A 23757-nucleotide genomic window follows, 5' to 3' on the forward strand; every position below is an offset into this window, starting at 1 on the left:
CTTACTGTGATCTGTTGTGTCTACCGCCCCCACAATTCCCTCACTGCCCCATGCCCACCTGACTCTGGCCGACTTCGCCGGCCTCGCGACCACCGTCGCCGGGTACCCGTACGTGAAGCTCGTTCTCGACCAGGAGACCGGGACCGTTCACCTGATCGACGGTGCCGATCGCCTGCTGCACGTCCAGTACGTCGCCGAGCGGATCCTCGGGATGACCCGGGCCGAGCTGGCGCGGAACCTGGATGCCTTCAACGACTCGGTCTACCGGGCCGCGGACCGGCGCTTCCTGCTCGGGACGCTCGCCCTGCACGACCGCGCGGAGTACGGCGGTCAGTTCTTCAGCCTGGAGACCGTCGAGGTCGACACGATGAACGCCGAGCTCCTGCACACCTTCTACCGGACGGTCCGCGAGCTCGTGGATGACGCCGTACCGGTTCTGCTGAAGCCCGCCAACCATCTGCAGGAAGGCTTCGCCGCCGACGGCGTGCCGCGGATCCTCGCGCACGAGCTGTACTCGACCGCGCCGTACGTGCCGCTCAATCCCGGTACGACGACCGGCCGGCTGCGCGTATTCACATCTGAGAACGAGTACCGGACGACGAACGAGTCCGTCCGCTGGTACGACGTTCTGGTGATGGACCGGATGCCCGATGACATCCCGCGGATCTCGGGGCTGATCAATTCCCGGCACACCACTCCCCTGTCGCACACGAACGTGCTCGCGGCCGGCTGGGGTATCCCGAACGCCATTCAGATCGGCGCACTCGCGGACCTCGCGAAGCTGGACGGCGCCTGGGTCGAGGTGACCGTGGATCCCGCGAACCTTTCGGTCCGCGAGGTGACCCGGCCGGACTCGATCGATGCCGGTCCGGCGTGGGCGATCACTCAGGTGGACATCGGCAAGCCCGATCTGGCCGCGGCACAGATTCTGCCGTTGGAGGAGCTGCGGCAGACCGACGCACACCGGTTCGGCACGAAGGCCGCGAATCTGGGCGAGCTGACCGCCGTACTGCGGGACGGATCGCCTTACTGGCTTGGCTTCTACGCGGCACCCCGCCCGCCGCGACCGCACCTGCTCGAGTACCTGGCCCGGCACCTCGATGCCGACAGCATCGACCCGGGTGAGCTGTCGCAGGCTGCGCTGCGGATGGTCAAGGAGTATGTGACCGTTCCGCGCGGGGTCGCGCTGCCGTTCGCGTTGCAGCAGCAGTTCCTGGAGTCGTCACCGGCCATCCAGCAGACCATCGGCAAGCTGAAGATGGCGTTGGCACTCGGCGGCGAGGTCGACGGCTTGTGCGCCGAGCTCGGTGCGCTGATCCGCGACACCCCGCTGCCCACGGATCTGCGGACGCTGATCGAGGACGCCGTACTGCGGCATCTCACCGGCGCCGGCCGGGTCGTGGTGCGGAGCTCGTCGAACGCGGAGGACCTGATCGGCTTCTCGGCCGCCGGGATCTACGAGTCGATCCCCGAGGTCGAGTCGATCGAGGACGTCGTCCATGCGATCCAGCGCGTGTGGGCCTCGCTCGTCACCACGCGCGGCGTGCTGCTCCGGGACGAGGCCGGGATCGGGCTGTCGGACTGCTTCATGGGTGTGGTCATCCAGCAGCAGCTCGACGGCGCGCTCGGTGGCGTCATGGTCACCACGAACCCGCTGGACCGCGCCGACTTCCGCTCCGTCCTGCTGAACCTGGCCCGCAACTCCGTCGACGACGTGGTCTCCGGTACCGGTGACCCGTTGCAGCACCTCTACAACACGATGGAGGGCGGCAGCCGAACGGTTGCCCTAGGCACCGATGGCGTCGATGTGGACGACCAGGCCAAGGTCACGCTCGGACGGCTCGCGCTGATCGGACGGTTGCTGCAGGCCCACTTCGCCGGGGCCGACGGACCGGTCGACGCACCGGTGGATGTCGAGTGGCTCGTCGACGGTGACCGGATCGTGCTGCTGCAGTGCCGGCCCTACCAGCTCGCCGCGTGACCGCGCGCACGACCGATGCGACGCGGGTGATTCGTCGCTACAACGCTTTCCAGCTGTTCGCCGGGCTGCTGTGGTGGTTGCCGGTCTTCTACGTGTTCCAGCGGTCCGCCGGACTCTCGGACACCGAGATCTTCTCCATCCAGAGCATCTTCTACCTGGCGTTCTGCCTGTTCGACATCCCGACCGGCATGATCGCGGACCGGTTCGACTATCGGCGTTGCCTTCAAGGTGGCGCAATCATTCTCGTGGTCGCCAACGTGATCCCGGTCTGGGAGCCGACGTTCGGCGGGTTCCTCGCGCAGTTCCTGCTGATCGCGCTGGCGCACTCGCTGTTCTCCGGGGCCGGCAGTGCCTACCTGTACGAGTATCTGCAGCGGACCGGGAACGAGGCGTCGTACCAGGGTGCCGAAGGTTCGGCGCGCGCTTGGACGCTGATCGGGCGGATCGTGTGCCTGCCCGCGGCCGGCTTTCTGACCGCCTGGTGGGGACCTTCCCCGTACGTCTTGTCCGCGGTGACGTGTGGGATCGCGGCCGTGATCGCGCTGGGCTTCCCTGCGTTGCCAGGGACCTCTGAGCATTCGACGCCTGATCCGGTCCTCCCTGCACTGGGCGGTGCGCTGAGGTCGTTGCTCAAGTCGAAGCGGCTGATGCTGCTGATGGCTCAGGGCATCGCCGTGTTCACCCTCGTCCGGATCGGCCAGGCGAACCTGTTCCAGCCGATCCTGGAATCGAAGCACCTTCCGCTGCACTGGTTCGGCGTACTGATGGCTGCCACCACCGTGTTCGAGGTCGCCGGAGCGGCACGGTCGGCAGTCCTGGCACGGTTCGGCCAGATCCGCGTCGTACTGGCGCTGACCGTGCTGATGGCGATCGCGCTGGCCTCGGTCATCCCGCTCGGCCTGGTCGGCACGATGGCCTGTCTCGCCGTGTTCTCGCTGGCCTCCGGGCTCGCGTTCCCCGTGCAGCGCAAGCTGGTCAACCAGGCCATCACCGAACCGTCCCGCCGCGCGACCCTGCTGTCGATCGAATCCCTCGCCGACCGGGCCGTCTGCGCGCTCGTCGTGTTCATCATGGGCGGGTTCCTCGCCCGGGGCGCGATGCCGGAGTTCCTGGTCGCACTGGCCGCCGCCGTCACGGTGGCGATGGTCGCCCTCGCCGTACTCGTCACTCGCAGCCGCGATCGCGCGGCCACCAAGGAGAGCCTCGCGTGAAGAAGATCCTGTACGTCTACGTCAAGGGTGGCGCCCCGCTCGAGACCGCCTTCCCGCGCCTCGCGGCCTGCGGCGAGCTGCACGTGCTCGCGCTGTCGCCGTTGCCAGAGGCAGCCAAAGCGATCTGGGAGCCATGCTGTACGTCGATCTCCGTGCACCCCGGAGGTCTGACGCCGGGTGAGCCGGTGGTCGAGGCGATCATCGCGCACGCGCAGGAGATCGGTGCGGATGCACTGTTCACGCTGTCCGAGTTCGCCGTACTGGCTGTGGCCAATGCAGCGGACCGGCTCGGCCTGTCCGGCGCTGGGCCGGGGATCCGGGTGGCTCGGGACAAGCGACTGATGCGGCAGGCCTGGCAGGCGGCCGGCGTTCCGATCCCCCGGTTCCGCCGGGTCGATTCGGCGGCCGACCTTCGCGGTGCGCTCGCCGCGCTGACCCCGCCGCTGCTGCTCAAGCCCGCCTGGGGCGCGGGCTCGGTGGCGCAGCTCGTGCTGACCTCGCAGGACCAGGTCGCCGACGCGTGGGCGGAGATCGAGCAGGCGCTGGAGCGCGGTGGCCAGGTCGGCATGAACGAGCTGTTCGAGCAGAACACCGACGGTGACCGCCTGGTCGAGGAGATCATGGACGGCACCACCGAGGGCTGGTACGACGAGGACGGGTACGGCGACTACCTGAGCGTCGAGGGCATCGTTGCCAAGGGCACCTACCACCCGTTGGCGATCACCGCCAAGCTGCCGACGGTCCCGCCGTACATCGAGGTCGCCAGTACGTCGCCCTGCGTCCTGCCGGCGGAGTTGCAGCGCCGGATCGAGGACGTCTCCCGGCGCGCGGTCGACGCGCTCGGCCTGGACACCTGCGGTACGCACACCGAACTGAAGCTGCGGGCGGACGGCGAGCTGGTCGTGATCGAGGTCGGCGCCCGCTTCGGCGGACTGCTCACCACGCGGCAGGTCGAGATCGCCTTCGACCTGGACCCGATCGGCATGCTGATCCGCGAGCAGCTCGGCGAGCCCGTCGACTACCCGCCGGCGATGCTCGTCGCGGGTGGCCGGGCGGCAGCCTCGGTCGCCGTGGTTCCGGCGAGTTCCGACGGTACGCCGTGGCAGACCCAGCCGCTGTGGGATCCGGAGCAGGTCGACTGGGCGAGCTTGCTTTCGGACGGCAGCACTGTCGAGCCTGTGCCGGCATTCATGCTGGCGAACGGCACCCAGGTCCCTGAATTCGATCCGTCCGGCGGATCGCGGAACTGGCTGGGCGTCTTCCTCCTCACCGCGGACGACGCCCCGACCCTGCTCCGCGACTGCCGCGCGATCCTCGACGGCATGGAGAGCGCCCTGGCTGTTCAGCGGTAGCGGCTCGCCAGTTCCGTGCTCTGCCCACCGAATGCCGCCAGGTCAGCCTGGAAAACGGATTCGAGTAGGTGAATGTCTTCCACTCCGGGCGCGGCCACGACCTCACCGAGTTCGAGGCCGCGCAGACCGGCTGTGACCACATCGGCCGCGCTCATCCGCGGGATCGCGCTCAGATCCAGCCCCTGCCGGGTGTGGAACTCGGTCGCGACCACTCCCGGGCACAGGACCTGCACCTGGACGCCGGTGCCGTCGAGTTCGGCGCTCAACGCCTGCGACATGGCAACCAGGTGCGCCAGCGTTCCGGCGTACACGGCTCGTCGTGGCATCACCGACTTGCCGGCCGGACCGCTGAAGGCGATCATCCCGGCGACGTTGATGATCGCGCCGGAACCGCGCTGCTGCATCGGTCCGACGGCGGCGCGGGTGATCAGGGTCGGCGCGAGTACCTTCACGCCGAGCAGTTCGCGCGCCTTGTCGGCGGGCAGGTCGGCCATCGGCATGTAGTGCGAGACACCGGCGTTGTTGACCAGCAGATCCAGCGGCTCAGTCGCGGCGAGACCGGCCACAGTGGTGATGCCGTCATCGGTCGACAGGTCCGCGGTGACCGCCGTGACGGACACCTCCGGATGTGCCGCGGCGAAGTCGTCGAGGCGTTCCTTCCGGCGGCCGACCAGGATCAGGTCGTAGCCGTCAGCTGCCAGCCGCTCGGCGAAGGCGGCGCCGATGCCGGAGGTGGCACCGGTGACGAGAGCAAGCTTGTTCGTGATTGTCATGTCCTTCACGATGCTCCCGCGGTCCTCGGACAGGTAGTCGCCTCTCCGTCCTAGGACTCGCAGGGCCAGGCTGGCGCCCGTGCATACTGGAACCGATGACACGGACAGGCCTCGGCGAGGCACTCATGACATGGCGGGCGGCAGTCGCGCCCCGAGACGTCGGCCTGCCTGGAAGCGGAGCCCGCCGTACGCCGGGACTCCGTCGCGAGGAGCTCGCCCAACTGGCCGGCATCTCGGCCGACTACCTCACCCGGCTGGAGCAGGGCCGAGCCGCCAACCCCTCCGCGCAGGTGGTCGAGGCGCTGACCCGCGCCCTCCAGCTCAGCACCGACGAGCGCAGTCACCTCTACCAGCTCGCCGGGCTCGCCGTACCCGGCCCTGACCGCATCCCGGCCTCCATCTCCCCTGGTGTGCAACGGATGCTGGAGCGTTTGGGCGACACCCCGGTCGCCGTGTTCGACGCGATGCTGACCGAGCTGCACGCCAACGCCTTGTACGTCGAGCTGATGGGCGAGCGGCAAGGCAACGAACGGAACGCTGCCTGGCGCAACTTCCTGGGCTCGACGAGCCGAATCCGCCAAACCCCGGAATCCCTAGGGCTGCTTCAACAGCTACAGGTCGCGGACCTTCGCCGTACGGCGGGCCGCTATCCGAACGACCCCAACCTGCACGCGCTGATCGACGACCTCCGCCGCCGCTCGGACCGCTTCGACGAGCTCTGGTCTTCGGGCGTGGTGGCCGAGCACCAGGCCACCCGCAAGACCATCGACCACCCGCGGGCTGGCGCCATCACCTTGGACTGCGACGTCCTGCAGGTGGCCGGTGACGACCTGCGGATCATGGTCTACACCGCCGAGCCCGGCTCCGCGGACGCCGACAAACTCCAGCTCCTCTCAGTCGTCCACAGCTAGCGCTGAGCGGCCCAGGTCGCGAAGGACGTGAGCGGGATACCGAAGCCGGTAGCAACAGCCGGGTCCGCGGTGTTCTCGCGGTTGTTCATCCCGAGCTGGTTGTCCATCAGCTGCGGCAACATCCCGCGGCCGATCCCCTGCTCGGCGGTGACAGTCTCCACCCGTGCAGGATCGCTGGCGGTCGTCAGCGCCGCGGCCATCTCCCGCAACGACAACAGCTCACTCGCGAGTTCGATGACCTGCTCGTGGAAGCGCGCCGGGTCTGCGAATGCGGCCGCCACGGCGGCACCGATATCCTCTGGAGCAACCACCGCGAGTGGCTTGTCCGCGTTGATCGTGGTGACGATCGTTTCGCCGGTCAGGTCCTCGAACCAGATCGACGGCCGAACCAGATTCGTCGTGAAGAACGCCGGCCGGAACTCCGTCCACGACCGGAACCCAGCCTCCGGCAACGCCAACCCCACCGCCGCCTTGCTGTCCCAGTAGTGCGGAACTCCCCACTCCTCAGCACGCCCCTCAGCAGCCTGCTCAAGGAACGTCCCCAGGCCCGCCACCGACGAGTGCACGAACTGCTCAACCCCCGCCTCACGCGCAGCCTGGACGAGGTTCAGCCCATTGACCCGCTCAACGTCAGAACCCAAGTCGTTCAGGTCAGGCGTCTGCAACGAGAACACCGCCCGAATCCCCTCCAGCGCCGGACCAAGCGAGCTCCGATCACTCAGATCACCAACAACCAGCTCCGCCCCCGCCGCTTCAATCCTCCGAGCCGCATCCGCCTCAGCACGCCGTACCAACGCCCGAACCGGTACCCCATCAGCCAGCAGCCTGCGCGCGACAATCCCACCCTGCTGCCCAGTCGCACCCGTAACCAGTACTAGATCTGTCATACCCGCACGCTAAAACCTGACGCCAACGTCAACTGCAAGTCCACCCCCACATCCCCGACAAATAAGGCCTCCAGAGATCTCGCCGGCCTGTCCCCACACCGCAACCACGCCCCGCCAACCCCAGTCCAACGCGAGGGTCGTCGCCGCCCGCCGTCTCGGACCGCAACCCAAGCCCCTCAGCCCCAAGCAACGCGAGGATCGTCGCCACCCGCCGTCTCGGACCGCAACCCAAACCCCTCAACCCCCAAGCAACACGAGGATCGTCGCCGCCACCCGCCCTCCCGGACCGCAACCCAAGCCCGTCAACCCCACGCAACGTTCGCCTCTGGTCGCTGGCCTCGCCATCCACCTCAGCCACTGCGGCGGCCAGCGATGCTGTCTTTCAGATCGGCCGGACGCGGCGACCAACCACAGTGCACGTCCGTGGCCGAGTCCTTTCGGTCTGCACCCCGTCCGACCGCCAAGGGCGGCCGGCTGAAGCGCACGGCGAGCAGGGCGGATGGCTGAGGGGATGGCTGGGGGGATGGCGGGGCCGGCGGCCGTCCACCGTCGCGTGGGGTTACCGGCTGGGGCTGGGGTTCGTGAGGCCGCGCTATCCGGTGGATTTTGGGTGCCCGGTGCCCGGTGCCTGTTGCGTTTTGACGGCTGTTGTTCCCCAGACCGGTTCGGGGAGCGAGATCGCGGCAGGTGATCGGTCGCGGTGGCTGAGGGCTTTGCCTGGACAGGAACCCCTCCTCCCCGAAGGTGCTCGTCCCATCCGTCCGCTCGGATTCGGCCGGCGGCGTACGCGGTGGCTGGTCGCCGCTGCGGCCGGACTGACTGAAGCAGTGTGGCTGGGGTGGTCTTCGGCTGAGGGGGATGGTGCGGTCGGTGACCGCGGTTCCCGTCGCTTGTGGCTGGCGGGCTGTGGCTGGGCTGGCGGTGAGGAGGCCGGGTAGGTGATCCGCCGCCGGGGGTTGCTGCTGGGCGGATCGGGTAGCCGGGTTCTTTAGCCGGTACTTTTTCTTATATAGCGACCAAAACTTACCGACTACCGCAACCCTGCCGACCCCAGCCATAGCCCGGAAGCTCAAGCAACCACAACCGTGGTCACCGGCCTCGCCATCCCCCTCAGCCCCAGACCACGCCCGCCTAGCGCTTCAGCAAATCGGCCGCCGCGGCGACCAGCCACCGACCACGTGCCCGGCCTGTCCGGTGCAGCGCGAATCGGGGCCACAGCTCTCTTTGCGGGGATCTGCCGCCTCTCAGCGGCAGCAGATCCCCGCAAACCCGTGGAAACCCCGACCAGCCACAGATCCACGGATACCTACTGCCAAATACCGGCAGCAATCATCCGTGAACCCGCACCAACCCCGCCCAGCCACCGGATTCCAGTCACCAAAGCCACGCCGATTCTGCAACAGCCTCCCAGTGAAGAAAATCCACCAGCGAACGCACAGGCACCCCACACAGCACGAGTATGCGATTGAAGTAGCCCCCTGCACTCCTCCGCACAGCACAGACCACACCGAGCAGCCGCAGGTACAGCGTCTCGACCGGCCCCCGCCAACCACAGGCAACAGAAACCCACCACCGACCTCTACCGCACCGCACCGCACCGCAACCACAGCCCACCAGCCACAGGCAGCGGAGAACGCGGTCACCGGCCAACCCTTGCCGAACCGCAACCAAAACCCGGAAGCCCAGGCGACGAGAAGCTGGTCACCGGCCTCCCCTTGCCGAACCGCAACCAAAACCCGTCAGCCGCAAGCGGCCGGAACCTCCGACGCGGCCTCGCCAACCACCCCAGCCACCGCGGCGGCCCGCCGTGCTGTCTTTCAGATCGGCCGGGCGCGGCGAGCAACCACCAACCCACGACACCGGCCGAGACCTTTCGGTCTGCACCCCGCCCGACCACCAACGCCAGCCAACTGAACCGCACCGCGAGCAGAGCGCATGGCTGAGCCGGACGGCGAGCCCAGCGACCGCGATCCCGTCGCCTGGAGCTGGAGGCTGACGGGCGGTGGCTTGGGTACGTGATGTGGCGGCTGGCCGGAAACTCTTCGGCGCCAAGTGACGAAGGATTTCCGGCCAACACGACCAGCGCCGCCTGAATTTAGCTGTGGTCAGGTGTGGGCAAGTTGAGCGGGCAATCAGCCCACACCAAGAGCCCACACTTCCTTTGCAAATAAGGGGTTCTGGGCTCGAAAACTGTCGGTGGGCATGGCTATGCTTTGGGGTATGGAGATCTTGGCGATGCCACCGGTGTACACGCAGAGCGGCAGCGAACTGCTGTCGACTCTCGACACCCTGATGGCCACCGCCGCCCTGATCGAAACCCTGAAACTGCAAACCATGGCCCGCCTCGACGAAATCGGCACCGCCCAAGAACTCGGCGCCCGCGACACCACCGAACTCGTCTCGCAGCGCTACCGCCTCGTCCCCACCGACGTCCGCAAAGACCTCACCTTCGCCAAGAACCTCCCCAAATACTCCGCCGTCGCCGACGCACTACCCGACCCTCAGAACCCCACAGAACCAGCCACCCTGAACCCGGACCAGGCGAAGGTCATCGTGTCCACGCTGGAGAAAGCACCCTCCACGGTCCCGGTCGAAGTCCTGGACGTCGCCGAACGCCAAATGATCCAGGCCGCCGAGCACACCAACACCCGCGAGCTCACCAAGTTCGGCCGCGACGTCCTCGCCCGCCTCGACACCGACGGCCCCGAACCCGCCGAAGACGAAGCCCACAAGCAACGCTCACTGCGGCTACGGGATGTTGAGGGCGGGGTGAAGATCACCGGTTTCCTGCCCGGCGCCGCCGGGGAACAAGTCAAAACCCAGATCCACACCCTCGCCAAACCCCACAAAACCATCGACGGCGAACGCGACCCACGCACCCTGGAACAACGCCAAGCCGACGCGCTGATCGGGATCTCAGATGCAGCAGCAGGCAACCCCGACCACCCCGGCGTACCACACCTCACCGTCACCATCGACTTCAACGACCTCAAAAACGCCCTCTCCAACATCCCCGACGCCTTCAACAGCGCGGCCAGTGCGAATGGCGGTTCGGGGGCCACGGACGGGATGGATGGATCGGGTGCGGTGGGTGGATCGGGTGGGATGGGTGAACTGGTGTTCGGCGGGAACCTGTCCGCCGGCGCCGTCCGGCTCCTCGCCTGCGATGCCGCGATCCTTCCGATCGTGCTCGGTGGGGATTCGCAGCCGCTGGATGTCGGCACCGAACAACGGTTCGTGAACCGCTACATCCGGCGGGCGTTGAACAAACGAGACAAAGGCTGTGTGGTGTGTAAAGCGCCACCGTGGATGTGCCATGCCCACCACGTCATCCACTGGGTCGACGGCGGCCCCACCAGCCTGCACAACCTCGCCCTGGTGTGTTCCGCCCACCACCGCGCGGTCCACAAGAACCAATGGACCATCACCATCACCGCAGGCGTCGTCCACGTCGGTCGCCCGCCCTGGGCAGACCCACCACCACCCACCCCTGCGGACCTTGCTGCCATGGCCGCGTGGGTCACCCCTGCCCACAACACCGACACCGAGGCCGACAGCACCGCGAGCGGCGCCAACGCCGGTGGGGACAGCGACGGTAGGGCCAGTACCGGCAGAGCAGGTCCGGGCATCGGCGGTGACAGCGAGATTCATGCCGACGAGGCCAGGGCTAGTGCGGGCGATGAGCGCGTGGCTCGTACCAGCGCGGGCGATGATCGCGGTGTCGGCGGTGTCGGCGAGTCCAGCACGGCTCGTGCCAGCAGGGATCGTGTCGACGTGGGCGAGGTCAGCGGGAATCGGTTCAGCTGGGGCGATGCCGGGAGCAACCCGACATGCGAACAGCCGACCCGGCTCCCCGCCGACAGCATCCACCCCAGCCCCGCACTGGTCGCGGAGCGCGAAGCCTTCCGCGCCCACCTTCTCTCGCATGCACCCGGCTACACCGACCCCTGGGGCACCGACGACACCCCAGCAGCAGGACCGTAGACCCCGACCGCTGGTGGCTCGCGGCTCCGACCGTCACCACCCGACTCGGAACGGCAGCCGGCGCTCGTGAATCACGAACCACAGCGCCGGCTCAGCCGCGCGCCCACGCGATCTGGGGTTAGCGGCCGCGTGCCGCGTATCCAGGAACGCCTCGCCATCCTCCACCGCAAGCCGGCTGCAGTTGGCCCACGCGGCTCCCGGCGGGCGGGCACCCCTCGATGTCGCCGCCCGGCCGACGGTCAGCCCCAGGCGGCCGTCCGCTGATCGGCGCGGAACCAAATCGTCCCTCTGTGGTCAGAAGGCGATGGAGTATCCACGCTCGGTCGGCGTCTGGTTCGCTGGGGATGCAGCCGTTAGGGGATCCCTCGTCTCCGCACGGCAACCGAAGCCCGGAAGCTCAGACAGCGTGCACCTGTGGCCGCCGACCTCGCCATCCCCCTCAGCCATAGACAAAGGCCAGCCACCCTGGCCGTTCAATCGGCCGCAGCGGCGAGCAACCACCGCGTACGCCGTCCGGCCGCATCGCAACCGAGCGCAAGAGCGACTTTGCGGGGATCTACTGCCACCCAGCGGCAGCAGATCCCCACAGAGACGCCATGGGCGGGCGGTCGCAGGTTCACGGATGTTGGCTGCCAGATAGCGACCCTCCCCCTCCGCAACCGTCTTTCCGTGGCAGCGGACTCCGCACAGCGCCGATTCGCACTGGTGGGCTGCGGCCGAACGGCGTACCCGGTGGTGTTCGCCGCTGCGGCCGGTTAGCTGAAAGACGTGTGGCTCGGGTCATCTGTGGCTGGGCGGGTGTCCGCGCCTCACGTCGCCTGAGGCCGACGGGCTGTGGTTGCTCCCAACGATCAGGAGCCTTGGTAGCTGATCCGTCGCGGTGGCTACTTCCGACGGCTAGGCCTGCTAGGTGATCCGTCGCGGTGGTTGCTGCCGCTGACTCCGCGGCCCACCAATACCGGGCCGGAAGGCAGTACCACCGTCCGACCGCGCGGATCCGGCCGACGGCGTACGCGATGATTGCTCGCCGCTGCGGCCGGTTAGCTGAAAGACGTGTGGCTCGGGCGGTCTGTGGCTGGGCAGGATGGCGAGGCCGGCGACCGACCTCTCCTCGCGCGTCGACGGTGGTGGCTTGAGGGAGTTTGCGGATCAGTTCTTCGGGCGGCCGGATGCGACGTGGGCGGGGTTAACGGCGGCCGGACCAGAGGGTTCGGCTGGGTGGGTGGATGTCGGTTTGGAGGGTGGTGCGGTTGCCGAACTCCATCTCGAGGCGTCCGGACGTGTACGGGGCCAGCCGGGGGTGCCGGTCTTGGCGAACTCAATCCAGGCGGCGTGCATCTGGGTGGCGATGGATTGGGAGCCGGGGCCGCCTAGTAGGGCTTTCCAGTTGGGGTCGGCCAGGTTGTCGAAGACGTAGGGCAGTTCCATGGCGTGGCTTGCACCCAGTCGGCCGTTGAGGGCCGGGGACTCCCAGCTGAAGCGATAGACGTGCGCGCGGCCGTGGGCCTCGGCGAGGTTGAGGGCGGGGATGCGGTAGACGGCGTCGGTCAGCAGCGCGACCAAGGTCTCGTAGTCGTTGGCTGCCCAGCTGCGATAGGCCGCGCGGTCCTTGCGACCGAGGCCGAAGAGCCTTGAGATCACCAAGGTCACGAGGCGCGTCTTCAGGCCGCGGTCAGGCAGTTCGGCGAAGAACAGCCGGCCCTCCTGGGTGTTGTAGCCGACCAGTACGTCGATCTCGCGGCCGGCGCCGTTCTCGATCGCCCGGATCGGTAACTGGGGAAGCACTTCCCCATCGATCACCGGTTCGAACGGCATCAGGTTCGTTGCCACGTCACCCCAAGTGCGCCGGAACGGCGACTTCCCCAGCTGCGCGGAGACCTTGGTCTGCGCCGCGATCAGCTCACCCAGATCTGCGGCCGCCACCGCGTCCCGGGTCGCGGCGACACCCAGCGCCGAGGCGAGCCGCTTGCCGACCTTCAGCGCCCCGGCCGGTGAGATCGAGTGGTGGCCGGCGCCCGACTCCATGATCGCGCGATGGAACAGGCCCTGCGCGGCCGGCATCGTCATCAGCGCCCCCACGCTCATCGCGCCGGCCGACTCGCCCATCACCGTGACGGATTCCGGATCACCGCCGAACGCGGCGATCGAGTCGCGGACCCAGGTCAGCGCCGCGACCTGGTCGAGCAGACCGAGGTTCGCCACGCCGTCGCCGTACCAGAGGAAGCCGTCGGCCCCCAGCCGGTAGTTGACCGATACGAACACCACGCCGTCACGGGCGAAGGTCGAGCCGTCGTATCCACTGAGCGCGTTCGAGCCCGTCACGAACGCGCCACCATGAATGAACACCACGACCGGCGCCGACCCGCTGACATCCGGCGTCCAGACGTTCACGTGCAGATAGTCGTCACCGGCAATCATCACGTTCGGCAGCAGCTCCGAGGACTCCGCGCTTTGCGGCGCCGTGGCTCCGACCTGCCGCGCGTCCCGGATCTCGGTCCACGGTGCGACTCCTGCCGGTGGCTGGAATCTCAGTTCGCCAACCGGCGGAGCGGCGTACGGGACGGCTCGAAAGACCGTGCCGTGCTCGAAAGCTTCACCGAGGACCGGGCCTGCCGGCGTACGCACCACGGGATCACTCATGGCGCCCAGTCTGGCATCGCGGCGCCGGTTACAGGTTGAGGCCCGTGCCGTGGACTCCATGTGTGTCGATGAGCGCGAGCTCCTCGGAGGTCAACGGCGGGAAGGTCAGCGCCTGCAGGTTGTGGTCGAGCTGCGCCGTCGAACTCGCGCCGATCAGCGCCGAGGTGACCTCCGGACGGCGAAGCACCCACTGCAAGGCGAGCTGGGCGAGTGACTGGCCACGGGATTCGGCCAGCTTGTTCAGCTCCGCGGTACGGCGCCGGTAGGTGTCGTCGATGACATCGGGCGAAAGGAACGTACTGTTCTGCGCGCGTGCGCCCTCCGGAATGCTGTTCAGATACTTGTCGGTGAGCAGTCCTTGGGCGAGCGGGCTGTAAACGATGACGCCGAAGCCGTTGCGCTCGGCGGATTCGAGTAGACCGTCGGTCTCGGGGCGACGGTCGTAGATCGAGTAACGGCTCTGATCGACAAGCAGCGGAACTCCAGCAGCACGCAGCAGCTGAGCCGCAGCTTCGGCGCGATCCGGCTCGTAGTTGCTGATGCCGACATACAGCGTCTTGCCCTGCTCGACCGCGCTGACCAATGCGCCGACGGTCTCCTCCAGCGGTGTCTCCAGGTCGGGACGGTGGTGGTAGAAGATGTCCACATAGTCGGTGCCCAGGTCCCGCAGGCTCTGGTCGAGCGAGGTCAGCAACGACTTCCGCGTGCCGCCGTACTGATACGGGCCCGGCCCGATCCGGTTCCCCGCCTTCGTCGCCAAGATCAGCTCATCCCGGTACGGCGCCAGGTCCGTGGCGAGCAGGCGGCCGAAGGTCTCCTGGGCCGCCCGATGCGGCGGTCCGTAGCGATCGGCATTGTCGAAGTGCGTAATCCCCAGATCGAAAGCATGCAGGAGGATCTCGCGCTGCGTCGCATACGAGTAGTCCGTCCCGAACTTCTGCCACAACCCGAACGAGAACGCCGGCAGCCTCAACCCCGACTCCCCCGTACGGCGATAGTCCAGCGTCTCGTAGCGCGCCGACGAAGCGGTATAGGTGCTCATCGCAGCTGGAACCCCCGATCGAGCAGCGCAGCCCGAAGATGCTCACGTCCTTTGAGGCCCGCCACACTGCCGAACCGGTGCGCCACCCGTTGCGCCCAGCCTTGTGGAAGACCGGCAGAGGCATAGAAGCCGTTCAGCACGTCCTCATACGTTTCGAGGTGTGTGGGGTTGTGCGAATACTGCTCACGATGCAGTACGGCGTCCTGCGGCAGCCGGGGCTTGACCGCCGTCTCGTCGACGCGGTCCGGGTGACCGACCGTCAGCCCGAAGACCGGGAACACGTTGGGCGGCAGGCCGAGCTCTGCGGCGACCTCGAGCGGTTTGTTGCGGATGGCACCGACGAACACCGTGCCCACAGTTGCAGATTGCCCGAGGTGGGCGCCGATTGCGCGGCCGCGATCAGCGCGAACAACGTCTCCTCCGACACCTCGTCATCCGGCCGATAGCGTCGTACCGACCGATGCGCCAACTGCTGCGCCAGCACCTCGGTCCACTCGGCCGGCGGCTCCCCCGCCACCTGGCCGCCGTACCGCAACCGGTACGACCCTTCCACGGATACAGACGCAGACACACTCACGAAAGTCCTCCTCAGTTGTGCACTAATTTAGGAGACAATTCGTCAGGCGACGGCACGTCTCACGTCCTGGTCGACGACAGGTTCCACGGGGCTGCCGATCCAGCGGGTGTTGGCCGGGAGGCTTTCGCCGCGCATCACCAGGGAGTTGGCGCCGACTGTGCAGCCCTCTTCGAGCGCTGCGTCGAACAGGATGATGCTGTGCGGGCCAAGGGTCGCTCCGGCGCCGAGGTGGACCGGGCCGAGGCGCAGGATGCGGTCGTGGAACAGGTGGGTCTGAAGGACGCAGCCTCGGTTCACCACGGCTCCGTCTTCCAGGGTGACGAGATCGGGTTCCGGGAGCCAGCGCGTTTCGCAGGAGACGCCGCGGCCGATCCGCGCACCCATGAGCCGCAGTACCTGGTTGAACAGCGGGCTCCCGACGGCCAGCCCGGCCCAGCGGATCACCAGCTCCTCCACGAAGACGTCGGACAGCTCGTTGCGCCAGACGAACGTCGTCCACAGCGAGTGCTCATCGGTGCGGAACCTACCCATCAGCAGCCATTTCGCGGTCACGGCCAGCAGCACGCCCATGCCCGCCGCGGCCAACAGCACCGCGGGACTCGCGAGCCCGGCGAGCAGAACGCCGTACCGCTGGCTCAGGGTCGACAGCGCGACATAGACCAAGATCGCCAGTGCGGTCGTCAGCAGCACCGGGACGAATCGGCACGCCTCCACCGCGGCTCGCGCCAGGACGAGCCGACGCGATGGTTCGAAGGTGCGCGCGACCGGGCCGGTTTGGGGGACGCGCGGCAACTCCATCGCCGGACGGCCGAGCCAGGACGAGCCGACGCCGGCACCGTCAGGGGTCTCGGACAGTACGCCGACCAACGAATGGTCGGGGACCGTTCGGCCCGGCTCGACCTCCGCGGAGTTCCCGACGAACGCCCGCCGGCCGACCTCGGCGGGACCGATCCGGAGCCAGCCGGCTCGCAACTGATAGGGCGCGACGACCGAGTCGTCGGCGAGGAACCCGCCGCTGCCCACCGTCATCATCTTCGGCAGGCCGGTGACGGTCGACACCTCGGCCCTTCGTCCCACCGTCGCGCCGAGCATCCGGAGCCAGACCGGTGTGAAGAGACCGGCGTACAGCGGGAACAACGTGCCGCGCGCCACCGTCATCGTGGCTTGGATCAGCGAAGCGCACCATCCGGCCCTGCTGTCCACCTTGTGAACGCCCGGCCGAATACCGAGGCTGACCAATCTCACCATGGCGGCGGTCAGCATGCTGTTCAGCAGCAGATATGCGGCGGCCGCGGCCGGCACGATCCACAGACCTGACAGGAGGACCGAGCCAAGACTCGAGTCTTTGCTCAGCAGCATCTGAACAGCCAACACGCCAGGAAGCGTTGCCACCAGAGCGATCAGACCTGTTGCTGTCGGCGTGAGGCTGTGGGCGAGCTGCCACCAGAGCGATCGCCTCGCCGGTTCATCGGGCCACCGCAGGCCGGCCTCATCCAGTCGGCGGGCGGGCGAACCGCCCCATCGTTCACCAGCAGGAATCGTGCCCGCTACCGAACTGCCTGACGTCACCTCGGCATCCGCCGCGATGATGGCGCCCGGCAGCAGGCTGGTGCGCGCACCGACGCGGGCCCTGGGACCGATGTCGATCGCGCCGACCCGTAGTTCCTGGCCCTCCAGCCACCACCCGGCCAGGTCCGCCTCGGGTTCCACGGCTGCCCGGTCCCCGAATCGCGCCAGCCCGGTGACGGGCGGGAGGCCGTAGAGGTCGACGTTGCGTCCAACCGTGCATCCCAGGGCAACGGCGTACCAGCGGGCCCACGCCGTACCGGCGATTCCTCCGGTTCCGACCGCGGTCGCCCACCGCTCAGCCGTCCAGATGCGGAGGTGCACCCAACCACCGCGACGGTAGCTGCCCGGACGTAGTCCTGCGGTGAGGAGCCTCGCTCCGCCAGCCACGAGTGCCACCCGGCCGGGGACCGTGAACAAGAGCAGCCAGGCCAGTCCGACCATGGTCCAGGTTTGCCAGGACACCGTCGTACTGCCGGCGAATTGACCGTAGAGGGCAGCGACTGTGAAGACGCCGGCCGTCCAGCGCAGGCCGACGAACGCGAACAGCAGAACGGTGATGACTGATTGGAAGACACCGAACAGCCTCGGCGTACGGCGGGTGGCGCGGATGCTCGGGTCGCTCGGACTCAGGACGTTCAACCGATCAGCGAGCGCTCGCAGTGTCGGATATCGATACGCATCGGCGACGGACACCTCGGGGTACCGGCTGCGCAGCCCGGACACCAGTTGTGCCGCGGCCAGACTCGTACCGCCCGAAGCGAAGAAGTCCGCATCGAGTGCGGGTGAGCTGCCGAGCACCTGCTTCCAGTGACCCGCCACGAAGCCGGCTGTCTCGTCGAGATCCTGATTGTCGTCGTCGGGCAGCGGCCACGGCAACGCCGTACGATCGACTTTGCCGGAGGTGCGGGTGGGCAAGGTCGGCAGGGTCGTCAGGGTGGGCACAAGCGAAGCGGGCAGCCGTCGGCTCAACTCATCTCTAGCGTCGGCCGCCTGGAACTCGTCGGCAACCACGAGGTAGCCGACCAGGACCTGGCTGCCAGCCGGAGTGCGCTGTACGGCGGCAGTTGCCGCCTGAACGTCGTCCAGGGCGAGCAGCGCGGCCTCGACCTCGCCGAGTTCGATCCGCCGGCCGCCGATCTTGATCTGATCGTCCGCGCGGCCGACGAAGACCAGCCCTTCAGGCTCTGCCCGGACCTGATCGCCACTGCGGTAACCACGCTCCCAACCGAGCGCCGGACAGGGCGCAAAGGCCCTCGCGTCCTGCACGGGGTCGAGATAGCGGGCCAGCCCGACCCCGCCGATGATCAGTTCACCAACCTCGCCCCAGCCGACCGGATCCCCGTGGTCGTCGACCACGGCCAACTCCCAGCCGTCCAGCGGGAGACCGATCCGGACCGGTTCAGTTGCCTGGAGCAACGCCGCGCTGGCCACCACGGTCGCCTCGGTCGGGCCATAAGTGTTCCAGACCTCCCGCCCCGGCCTGTCCAGCTTGGCCACCAACTCAGGGCCGGTCGCCTCTCCCCCGAGGATCACCAGCCGGACATCGCTCAAGGTCTCCTCCGGCCAGAGCGCCGCGAGCGTCGGCACAGTCGAGACAACGGTGATCCGGCGATCCTGCAGCCATTGCCCCAGGTCGGACCCACTCCGGACCAGCGCGCGAGGTGCGGGCACCAGGCAAGCACCATGGCGCCACGCCAGCCACATCTCCTCACACGAAGCATCGAACGCGACGGAGAGCCCGCCCAGAACACGGTCGGACGGACCCAGCGGTTGCTCACGCAGAAACAGCCGAGCCTCCGCGTCCACGAAGGCGGCGGCAGCCCCATGGCGTACGGCGACTCCCTTGGGCCGACCGGTCGAGCCCGACGTGAAGATGATCCAGGCATCGTCGTCCGGAGTGGGTGAGTACCGCGTCCCGATCGGCGGAACGTCCGGTCGCCAGGTCAGCGCACCCCCAGCCTGAAGCACCGCGCAAACCCGCGCCTCCGCCCAGACAAGCTCGGCCCGATCATCCGGATCATCCGCGTCAACCGGAACGTAGGCGGCGCCAACCGCGAGCACCGCCAGAATAGAAACATACAATTCCGCCGTCCCAGACGGAATCCGAATGCCGACCCGGTCACCGGCCCCGATCCCCCCGGATCGCAGCAGCCGACCCATCTCACTAACCCGCCGCATCAGCGCCTCATAATCAAGCACAACCTCGCCATCGTCGATTGCCGGTGCCCGCGGACGGCTTTTATAAGATGCGCTTAAGATATCCACCAGCGTCCGCTCCTGCGGAGGTTCGGCCGACCGATAGATCGCTGAATCATGTGCTATAGAAGGGATTTCTGTCGATACGCTCACGACGGACTCCTCGCGTTGTCAGTGTCCCTAACAACGTATCCACCAGAACGCGGAGGAGAAGCAAACGATCGTTTTTCACAGAGTTTTGCCAGAAACCCTTTCGCCGAACTTTCGCCCCACGAGAAAGAACTGAAAACTATTCGACCCACCGCGCGTTTCGCCCGATCCGCGGGGATCTACTGCCGCTGGGTGACAGTAGAACCCCGCAAACCTGCAACGGCGGAGCAGTTCGCCCCCTGTACCGCGGCCGGGCCATCGCGCGCGCCGCGAATCACCGGCCGACCTCGGTTCTGCGCGCCTTTGTGGAACCTCATTGCCACTGGGCAGCAGATCCCCGCAAAGAGAGCTGTGCCCCCGATTCGTGCCGCACCGGACAGGCCGGACACGTACCCGGTGGCTGGCCGCCGCGGCGGCCGATTTACTGAAGCGCTAAGCGGGCGTCGCCTGGGGCTAAGGGGGATGGCGAGGCCGGTGACCGCGTGCCGGTCGTTTGAGCTTCCGGGCTTCGGTTGCGGTCCCGGAAAACGAGGGGATCTCCCCGCAAGTTGCTGGTTCTCCCCTCAATATTTGAGCAGAGAAGGGCCAACTTGAACGGATATCCAGCCAAATTTCCGCAGCCGAGGCAGACAACTCGAACCGCAGTGGTCGACCGCGGCGGCGGGTCAGCTGACAGGCCTCCTGATCGTCGGGAGCAACCACCGCGACGGGCCAGCTACCAGGCCTCCTCGCCGTCGGGAGCAACCACAGCCCGTCAGCCCCAAGCGACGGGCACGCGGCCCCCGGCCCCGCCATCCGGCCCAGCCACAGACCCGCCCAGCCACCCGTCTCAGTAAAACCGGCCGCAGCGGCGACCAGCCACCGCCCACCCCACCGGCCGAATCCGAGCGGCGGGATCGGACGAGCGCATTCGGGAAGGCGGAGTTCCTGCCCAGGCAAAGCCCCCAGCCCACCGCGACCGAACACCGACGGCGACCTCGCGACCCCACCACCCCGCCTTTGCCAGCCGGCCGCAGCGGCGAGCAACCACGAGCGACCGCTCCGGCCGCATCCGAGCGCACCCCCCGCCGTACCGGATAGCCCCAACACCACAACGTCCGAAGACACGCCGACCACGTGCTGCGGTTCTTCGGACGTTGGCTCAGAGGGTGGCGAACTGCTGGAGGTCTTTGAGGAGGGCGGCCTTCGGCTTCGCGCCGACGATGGACTTGGCGAGTTCGCCGTTCACGTAGACGTTGATGGTCGGGATGCTGATCACGCCGTACCGGCCGGGTGTTGCGGGGTTCTCGTCGATGTTGAGTTTGACGAAGGTGAGCTGGTCGCCGTGCTCGGCGGCCAGCGCCTCCAGGATCGGCGTGACCTGCTTGCAGGGGCCGCACCATTCGGCCCAGAAGTCGACGATGACGGGTTTGTCGCTCTGCAGTACGACGCTGTCGAAGTCCGCGTCGGTAACTGCGCTCAGGTGGTTGCTCATGAGGTGACTCCTCAGCCGAAGCTGTAGGTGAAGGCGGTGAGGCCGGGGCTGTAGGTGACGGTCATGGTTTTGCGTTGCTGGGCGGGGAGGTCGACCAGCTGGTAGGCGTTCGGGGTGCCGGAGACCTTGATGGTCTTGTCGGGTACACCGGGGATCGAAACGGTGACGGTGCCTTCACCGGACAGGACGTGGAAGACCTTGGCGGCGTTGAAGTTCAGCCGGCTCTGGGAACCCTTGGTCGACGTGACACTCTGAGTTCCGACAGCCCAGTTACCGCCGAGGCTGAAGGTGTCAGCGGGCTGCTCGGGGTTGAGGCCGAAGGCAACAGTCTTGTTCGGGGTGAGCTTGCCCGAGCCGTTCAGGTTGGCCGCGCGGGAGTAGCCCAGGTAGGTCTCAGGGGTGGTTCCGTCGGCGCCGATCGAGTCGGCCTTCACGGTGCCGTCGACCGGAGCCGGGAGCTGGACGTTCGGGTTCGCGGCCTTCAAAAGCTGACGGATCTGATTCTCGGTCTGGTCGTAACTGCCCTCGCCGAACTTGATCGACCGAACGGTGCCACCGGCATCGACCAGGTACTTCGCCGGCCAGTACTGATTGCGGTACTCCGTCCACGTAGCCAGATTGTTGTCCTGACCAACCGGGTAGCTGATGCCTTCCTTACGGATGGCCGCCTCGACGTTCCCAGCGCTCTTCTCGAACGCGAACTCCGGCGAGTGAATCCCGACGATCTCCAGCCCAAGCGACTTGTACGCCTTGTCCCAGGCCAGCAGATGCGGCGTCGCCCGCTGGCAGTTAATACACGAATACGCCCAGAAATCCACCAGGACAACCTTGCCCTTCAGCTCGGCGATCGACGCCGCCTGACCGCCCGGAGTGTTGAACCACTTCTGCGTACCCGTGAACTCCGGCGCCGCACCACACATCGCCAGCTCGGCCGCACCCGGCGTGCACTTCACCAACTCCTGCCCACCCTGACCCAACGCCGGAGCGAGCACACCCTGCACCGTCTTGTTCTCCGCAACCTTCTTCTCAAGACCACTCGTATACGACGGAAGCGACCGCTGAATCACGTCAGTGATATTGAAAGCCAGCGCGATCGCCAGCAGGATCATCACGATCCCCCCGCCGACCCGGAAACCCTTCTGATGATCGCGGTACGCCTTCACCCGCTGCGAGATCCGCGAACCGGCCGAAGCAAAGATCAGCAACGGCAGCGCAGCACCGATCGCGAACGACACAGTCAGTACGACGGTCCGCCAACCAACATTGCCCGTCGCACCAGCCACCGTGATAGCAGCCAGGACCGGCCCCGCGCACGGGACATACAGCGTGCCCAAGCCCAAACCCAGCACGAACGCACCGTTGTTGTTCTTGTTGATCTTCGGCAACCGATAGAACGGCTTCTCGATCCAATGACCCAACGCCGGAAAGATCAGACCGAGCCCGACCAGCGTCAGAATCGTCAGCCCACCCCACCGCAAGAAGCTATCCGGCAGACCCAGCGCCGACAGAATCACCGAACCGGTCAGCGTGAACAGACTAAAGCTCACCACGATCCCACCGATGATCTTCAACGGCCGGAAATCACGACGCGGCTTCGCGACCTCAACCTCTTCGACCAGCACATCACCGCCGGCCTCGGAGGCCTTACGAGCAACAGGTTCCTTCTGACCGGCAGTGCCGGCGAAGAAGATGATCGGAAGCATCGGCAGGACACAGGGTGAGACCCCGGTAATCAGACCGCCTACCAATCCGATGAAGGCCAGTGTGAGCATCAGGAATCTCCAAGGACGGAAAGCCGAACAGGACAGCAGCTCTTCGAACCTGCCGCCCGCCCCGGATGGGTCCGCAATCTTTTCCCGATCCGACCCATCCGCCCCCTGAGCAGCCCCGAACTACCGGTGTCGGCCGCCTTCCAAGACCATGACTTCGAAAGAGAGTTCCCTCATGTCCAAGAACATCGCCCGCATCGGTATCGCGGCCGCAGCCCTCTCCTTGCTGTTCGTCACCGCCGCCTGCGGCAGTGACGACAAGGCCGACACCCCGGCCGCCTCGACGCCGACCTCGGCACCGAGCAGCGCGCCGTCGAGCGAGCCCTCGATGAACAACGCCTCCGGCCTCGTCGGCCCGGGCTGCGAGGCCTACGCCAAGGCCAACCCCACCGGTGCGGGCTCGGTCGACGGCATGGCCGCCGTACCGGTCGCCAACGCCGCCGCCGGCAACCCGCTGCTGACCACCCTGGTCGCGGCCGTCTCCGGCAAGCTCAACCCGAAGGTCAACCTGGTCTCGACCCTCAACGGCGGCCAGTTCACCGTCTTCGCACCCGTCGACGACGCCTTCAAGAAGATCGACGCCAAGACCATCGAGACCCTCAAGACCGACGACGCCCTGCTCAGCAAGATCCTGACCTACCACGTCGTCGCCGGCCAGCTCGACCCCACCGCGGTCGTCGGCAAGCAGATGACGGTCGAGAAGCAGGAAGTCGACGTCACCGGCTCGGGCCAGAGCCTCAAGGTCAACAACGCCAACGTCATCTGCGGCGGCGTCAAGACCGCCAACGCGACCGTCTACCTGATCGACACGGTCCTGATGCCCCCGGCCGCCTGACGATCCGGTCGACGGGTATCACTGACGCGGCGCCACCGAGCTGACACGACTCGGTGGCGCCGCTTCGGTTCAGGTGATGGTCAGCAGCTGGGCATCCTTGGCCGCACCCCAGGACTGTTGCGGCGCAGTCGACCCGGACGACCCGCTCAGGCTGAGCGCGAGACCGCTGTAGCGGTTGATCAACCAGCGCCGAGATCGTCGGCGCGGTCAGCCCGGAGGCGCGTGTGAGCTCGGACCGGGTCATCGGCCCCTGGTGGTAAAGCGTCGCGAGCACCAGCGATCGGTTGTGGATCCGGTTGTCCTGCGTCCGCGCCTTGGTGCGTTCCGGGGCCCGCTGCCGCGGTGACGACACCTGCTGGAGCGTCATCGCAACCCCCTCCGCGGCCCCGCCGGTAGTGCCGTCCTT

At 67.3% G+C, this 23757-nt stretch carries 15 protein-coding genes; 6 read left to right on the forward strand and 9 right to left on the reverse strand.

The features are described from left to right. The first annotated feature begins 16 nt into the window (after positions 1–16). Genes OG474_RS42600 through OG474_RS42610 form a run of 3 tightly spaced genes read left to right on the forward strand, consistent with a single transcriptional unit; the run spans position 17 to position 4544 of the window. Positions 17–1981, forward strand: a complete 1965-nt coding sequence (locus OG474_RS42600; protein WP_405059373.1) for a PEP/pyruvate-binding domain-containing protein — start codon at positions 17–19, stop codon at positions 1979–1981. Continuing rightward, a complete protein-coding gene (locus OG474_RS42605; protein ID WP_405059374.1) occupies positions 1978–3192 on the forward strand; it encodes an MFS transporter in 1215 nt (404 codons plus the stop codon). The genes OG474_RS42600 and OG474_RS42605 overlap by 4 nt, the downstream gene beginning before the upstream one ends. After that, positions 3189–4544 (forward strand): acetyl-CoA carboxylase biotin carboxylase subunit family protein, encoded by a 1356-nt coding sequence (locus OG474_RS42610; RefSeq protein ID WP_405059375.1) that lies wholly within the window; start codon positions 3189–3191, stop codon positions 4542–4544. Before OG474_RS42605 ends, OG474_RS42610 begins: the two co-directional genes overlap by 4 nt. Here the strand turns inward: OG474_RS42610 and OG474_RS42615 are convergent. Beyond that, entirely contained in the window at positions 4535–5317 is a 783-nt protein-coding gene (locus OG474_RS42615) for an SDR family NAD(P)-dependent oxidoreductase (RefSeq protein ID WP_405059376.1), read from the reverse strand. The two genes, OG474_RS42610 and OG474_RS42615, sit on opposite strands and share 10 nt — an antisense overlap. A 95-nt stretch (positions 5318–5412) precedes the next feature. Here OG474_RS42615 and OG474_RS42620 point away from each other — a divergent pair, with 95 nt between their 5' ends. Continuing rightward, positions 5413–6228 (forward strand): helix-turn-helix transcriptional regulator, encoded by an 816-nt coding sequence (locus tag OG474_RS42620; protein ID WP_405059377.1) that lies wholly within the window; start codon positions 5413–5415, stop codon positions 6226–6228. On the opposite strand, the gene OG474_RS42625 is transcribed toward OG474_RS42620, so the two are convergent. Continuing rightward, positions 6225–7115, reverse strand: coding sequence for an NmrA family NAD(P)-binding protein (locus tag OG474_RS42625; RefSeq protein ID WP_405059378.1), 891 nt, complete (start codon positions 7113–7115; stop codon positions 6225–6227). The genes OG474_RS42620 and OG474_RS42625 overlap by 4 nt on opposite strands. A 2220-nt stretch (positions 7116–9335) precedes the next feature. Between OG474_RS42625 and OG474_RS42630 the strand changes: the two genes are divergently transcribed. Next, positions 9336–11099, forward strand: coding sequence for a DUF222 domain-containing protein (locus tag OG474_RS42630; protein ID WP_405059379.1), 1764 nt, complete (start codon positions 9336–9338; stop codon positions 11097–11099). A gap of 1149 nt (positions 11100–12248) precedes the next feature. Here the strand turns inward: OG474_RS42630 and OG474_RS42635 are convergent. The 7 genes from OG474_RS42635 to OG474_RS42665 form a co-directional block, all read right to left on the reverse strand. Then, complete coding sequence (locus tag OG474_RS42635) at positions 12249–13739, reverse strand: carboxylesterase/lipase family protein (protein WP_405059380.1); 1491 nt, start codon at positions 13737–13739, stop codon at positions 12249–12251. Positions 13740–13767: 28 nt separating this feature from the next. Beyond that, complete coding sequence (locus OG474_RS42640; protein WP_405059381.1) at positions 13768–14781, reverse strand: aldo/keto reductase; 1014 nt, start codon at positions 14779–14781, stop codon at positions 13768–13770. Then, positions 14778–15137 carry a hypothetical protein gene (locus OG474_RS42645; RefSeq protein WP_405064693.1) on the reverse strand — a complete coding sequence of 120 codons (360 nt, stop codon included), beginning with the start codon at positions 15135–15137 and terminating at the stop codon, positions 14778–14780. Before OG474_RS42645 ends, OG474_RS42640 begins: the two co-directional genes overlap by 4 nt. Further along, positions 15041–15358 (reverse strand): nitroreductase family protein, encoded by a 318-nt coding sequence (locus OG474_RS42650; protein WP_405059382.1) that lies wholly within the window; start codon positions 15356–15358, stop codon positions 15041–15043. The genes OG474_RS42645 and OG474_RS42650 overlap by 97 nt, the downstream gene beginning before the upstream one ends. Before the next feature lie 42 nt (positions 15359–15400). Next, entirely contained in the window at positions 15401–19276 is a 3876-nt protein-coding gene (locus OG474_RS42655) for a Pls/PosA family non-ribosomal peptide synthetase (RefSeq protein ID WP_405059383.1), read from the reverse strand. Between the two features lie 1138 nt (positions 19277–20414). Then, on the reverse strand, positions 20415–20747 hold the full coding sequence (gene trxA / locus OG474_RS42660) for a thioredoxin (RefSeq protein WP_405059384.1): 333 nt from the start codon (positions 20745–20747) through the stop codon (positions 20415–20417). An 11-nt stretch (positions 20748–20758) separates the two neighbouring features. After that, positions 20759–22519 (reverse strand): cytochrome c biogenesis protein CcdA, encoded by a 1761-nt coding sequence (locus tag OG474_RS42665; RefSeq protein WP_405059385.1) that lies wholly within the window; start codon positions 22517–22519, stop codon positions 20759–20761. Positions 22520–22691: 172 nt separating this feature from the next. On the opposite strand from OG474_RS42665, the gene OG474_RS42670 reads away from it, so the two are divergent. Continuing rightward, positions 22692–23351 carry a fasciclin domain-containing protein gene (locus OG474_RS42670; protein ID WP_405059386.1) on the forward strand — a complete coding sequence of 220 codons (660 nt, stop codon included), beginning with the start codon at positions 22692–22694 and terminating at the stop codon, positions 23349–23351. Positions 23352–23757 lie beyond the last annotated feature (406 nt).

The organism is Kribbella sp. NBC_01505, assembly GCF_045040285.1.
Lineage (GTDB): Bacteria > Actinomycetota > Actinomycetes > Propionibacteriales > Kribbellaceae > Kribbella.

Excerpts from the sequence above, each read along its gene's own strand:
- OG474_RS42615 (WP_405059376.1), bottom strand. The coding sequence starts at position 5,317 with ATGACAATCACGAACAAGCTTGCTCTCGTCACCGGTGCCACCTCCGGC.
- OG474_RS42620 (WP_405059377.1), top strand. The coding sequence starts at position 5,413 with ATGACACGGACAGGCCTCGGCGAGGCACTCATGACATGGCGGGCGGCA.
- OG474_RS42625 (WP_405059378.1), bottom strand. The coding sequence starts at position 7,115 with ATGACAGATCTAGTACTGGTTACGGGTGCGACTGGGCAGCAGGGTGGG.
- OG474_RS42630 (WP_405059379.1), top strand. The coding sequence starts at position 9,336 with ATGGAGATCTTGGCGATGCCACCGGTGTACACGCAGAGCGGCAGCGAA.
- OG474_RS42635 (WP_405059380.1), bottom strand. The coding sequence starts at position 13,739 with ATGAGTGATCCCGTGGTGCGTACGCCGGCAGGCCCGGTCCTCGGTGAA.
- OG474_RS42640 (WP_405059381.1), bottom strand. The coding sequence starts at position 14,781 with ATGAGCACCTATACCGCTTCGTCGGCGCGCTACGAGACGCTGGACTAT.
- trxA (WP_405059384.1), bottom strand. The coding sequence starts at position 20,747 with ATGAGCAACCACCTGAGCGCAGTTACCGACGCGGACTTCGACAGCGTC.
- OG474_RS42665 (WP_405059385.1), bottom strand. The coding sequence starts at position 22,519 with ATGCTCACACTGGCCTTCATCGGATTGGTAGGCGGTCTGATTACCGGG.
- OG474_RS42670 (WP_405059386.1), top strand. The coding sequence starts at position 22,692 with ATGTCCAAGAACATCGCCCGCATCGGTATCGCGGCCGCAGCCCTCTCC.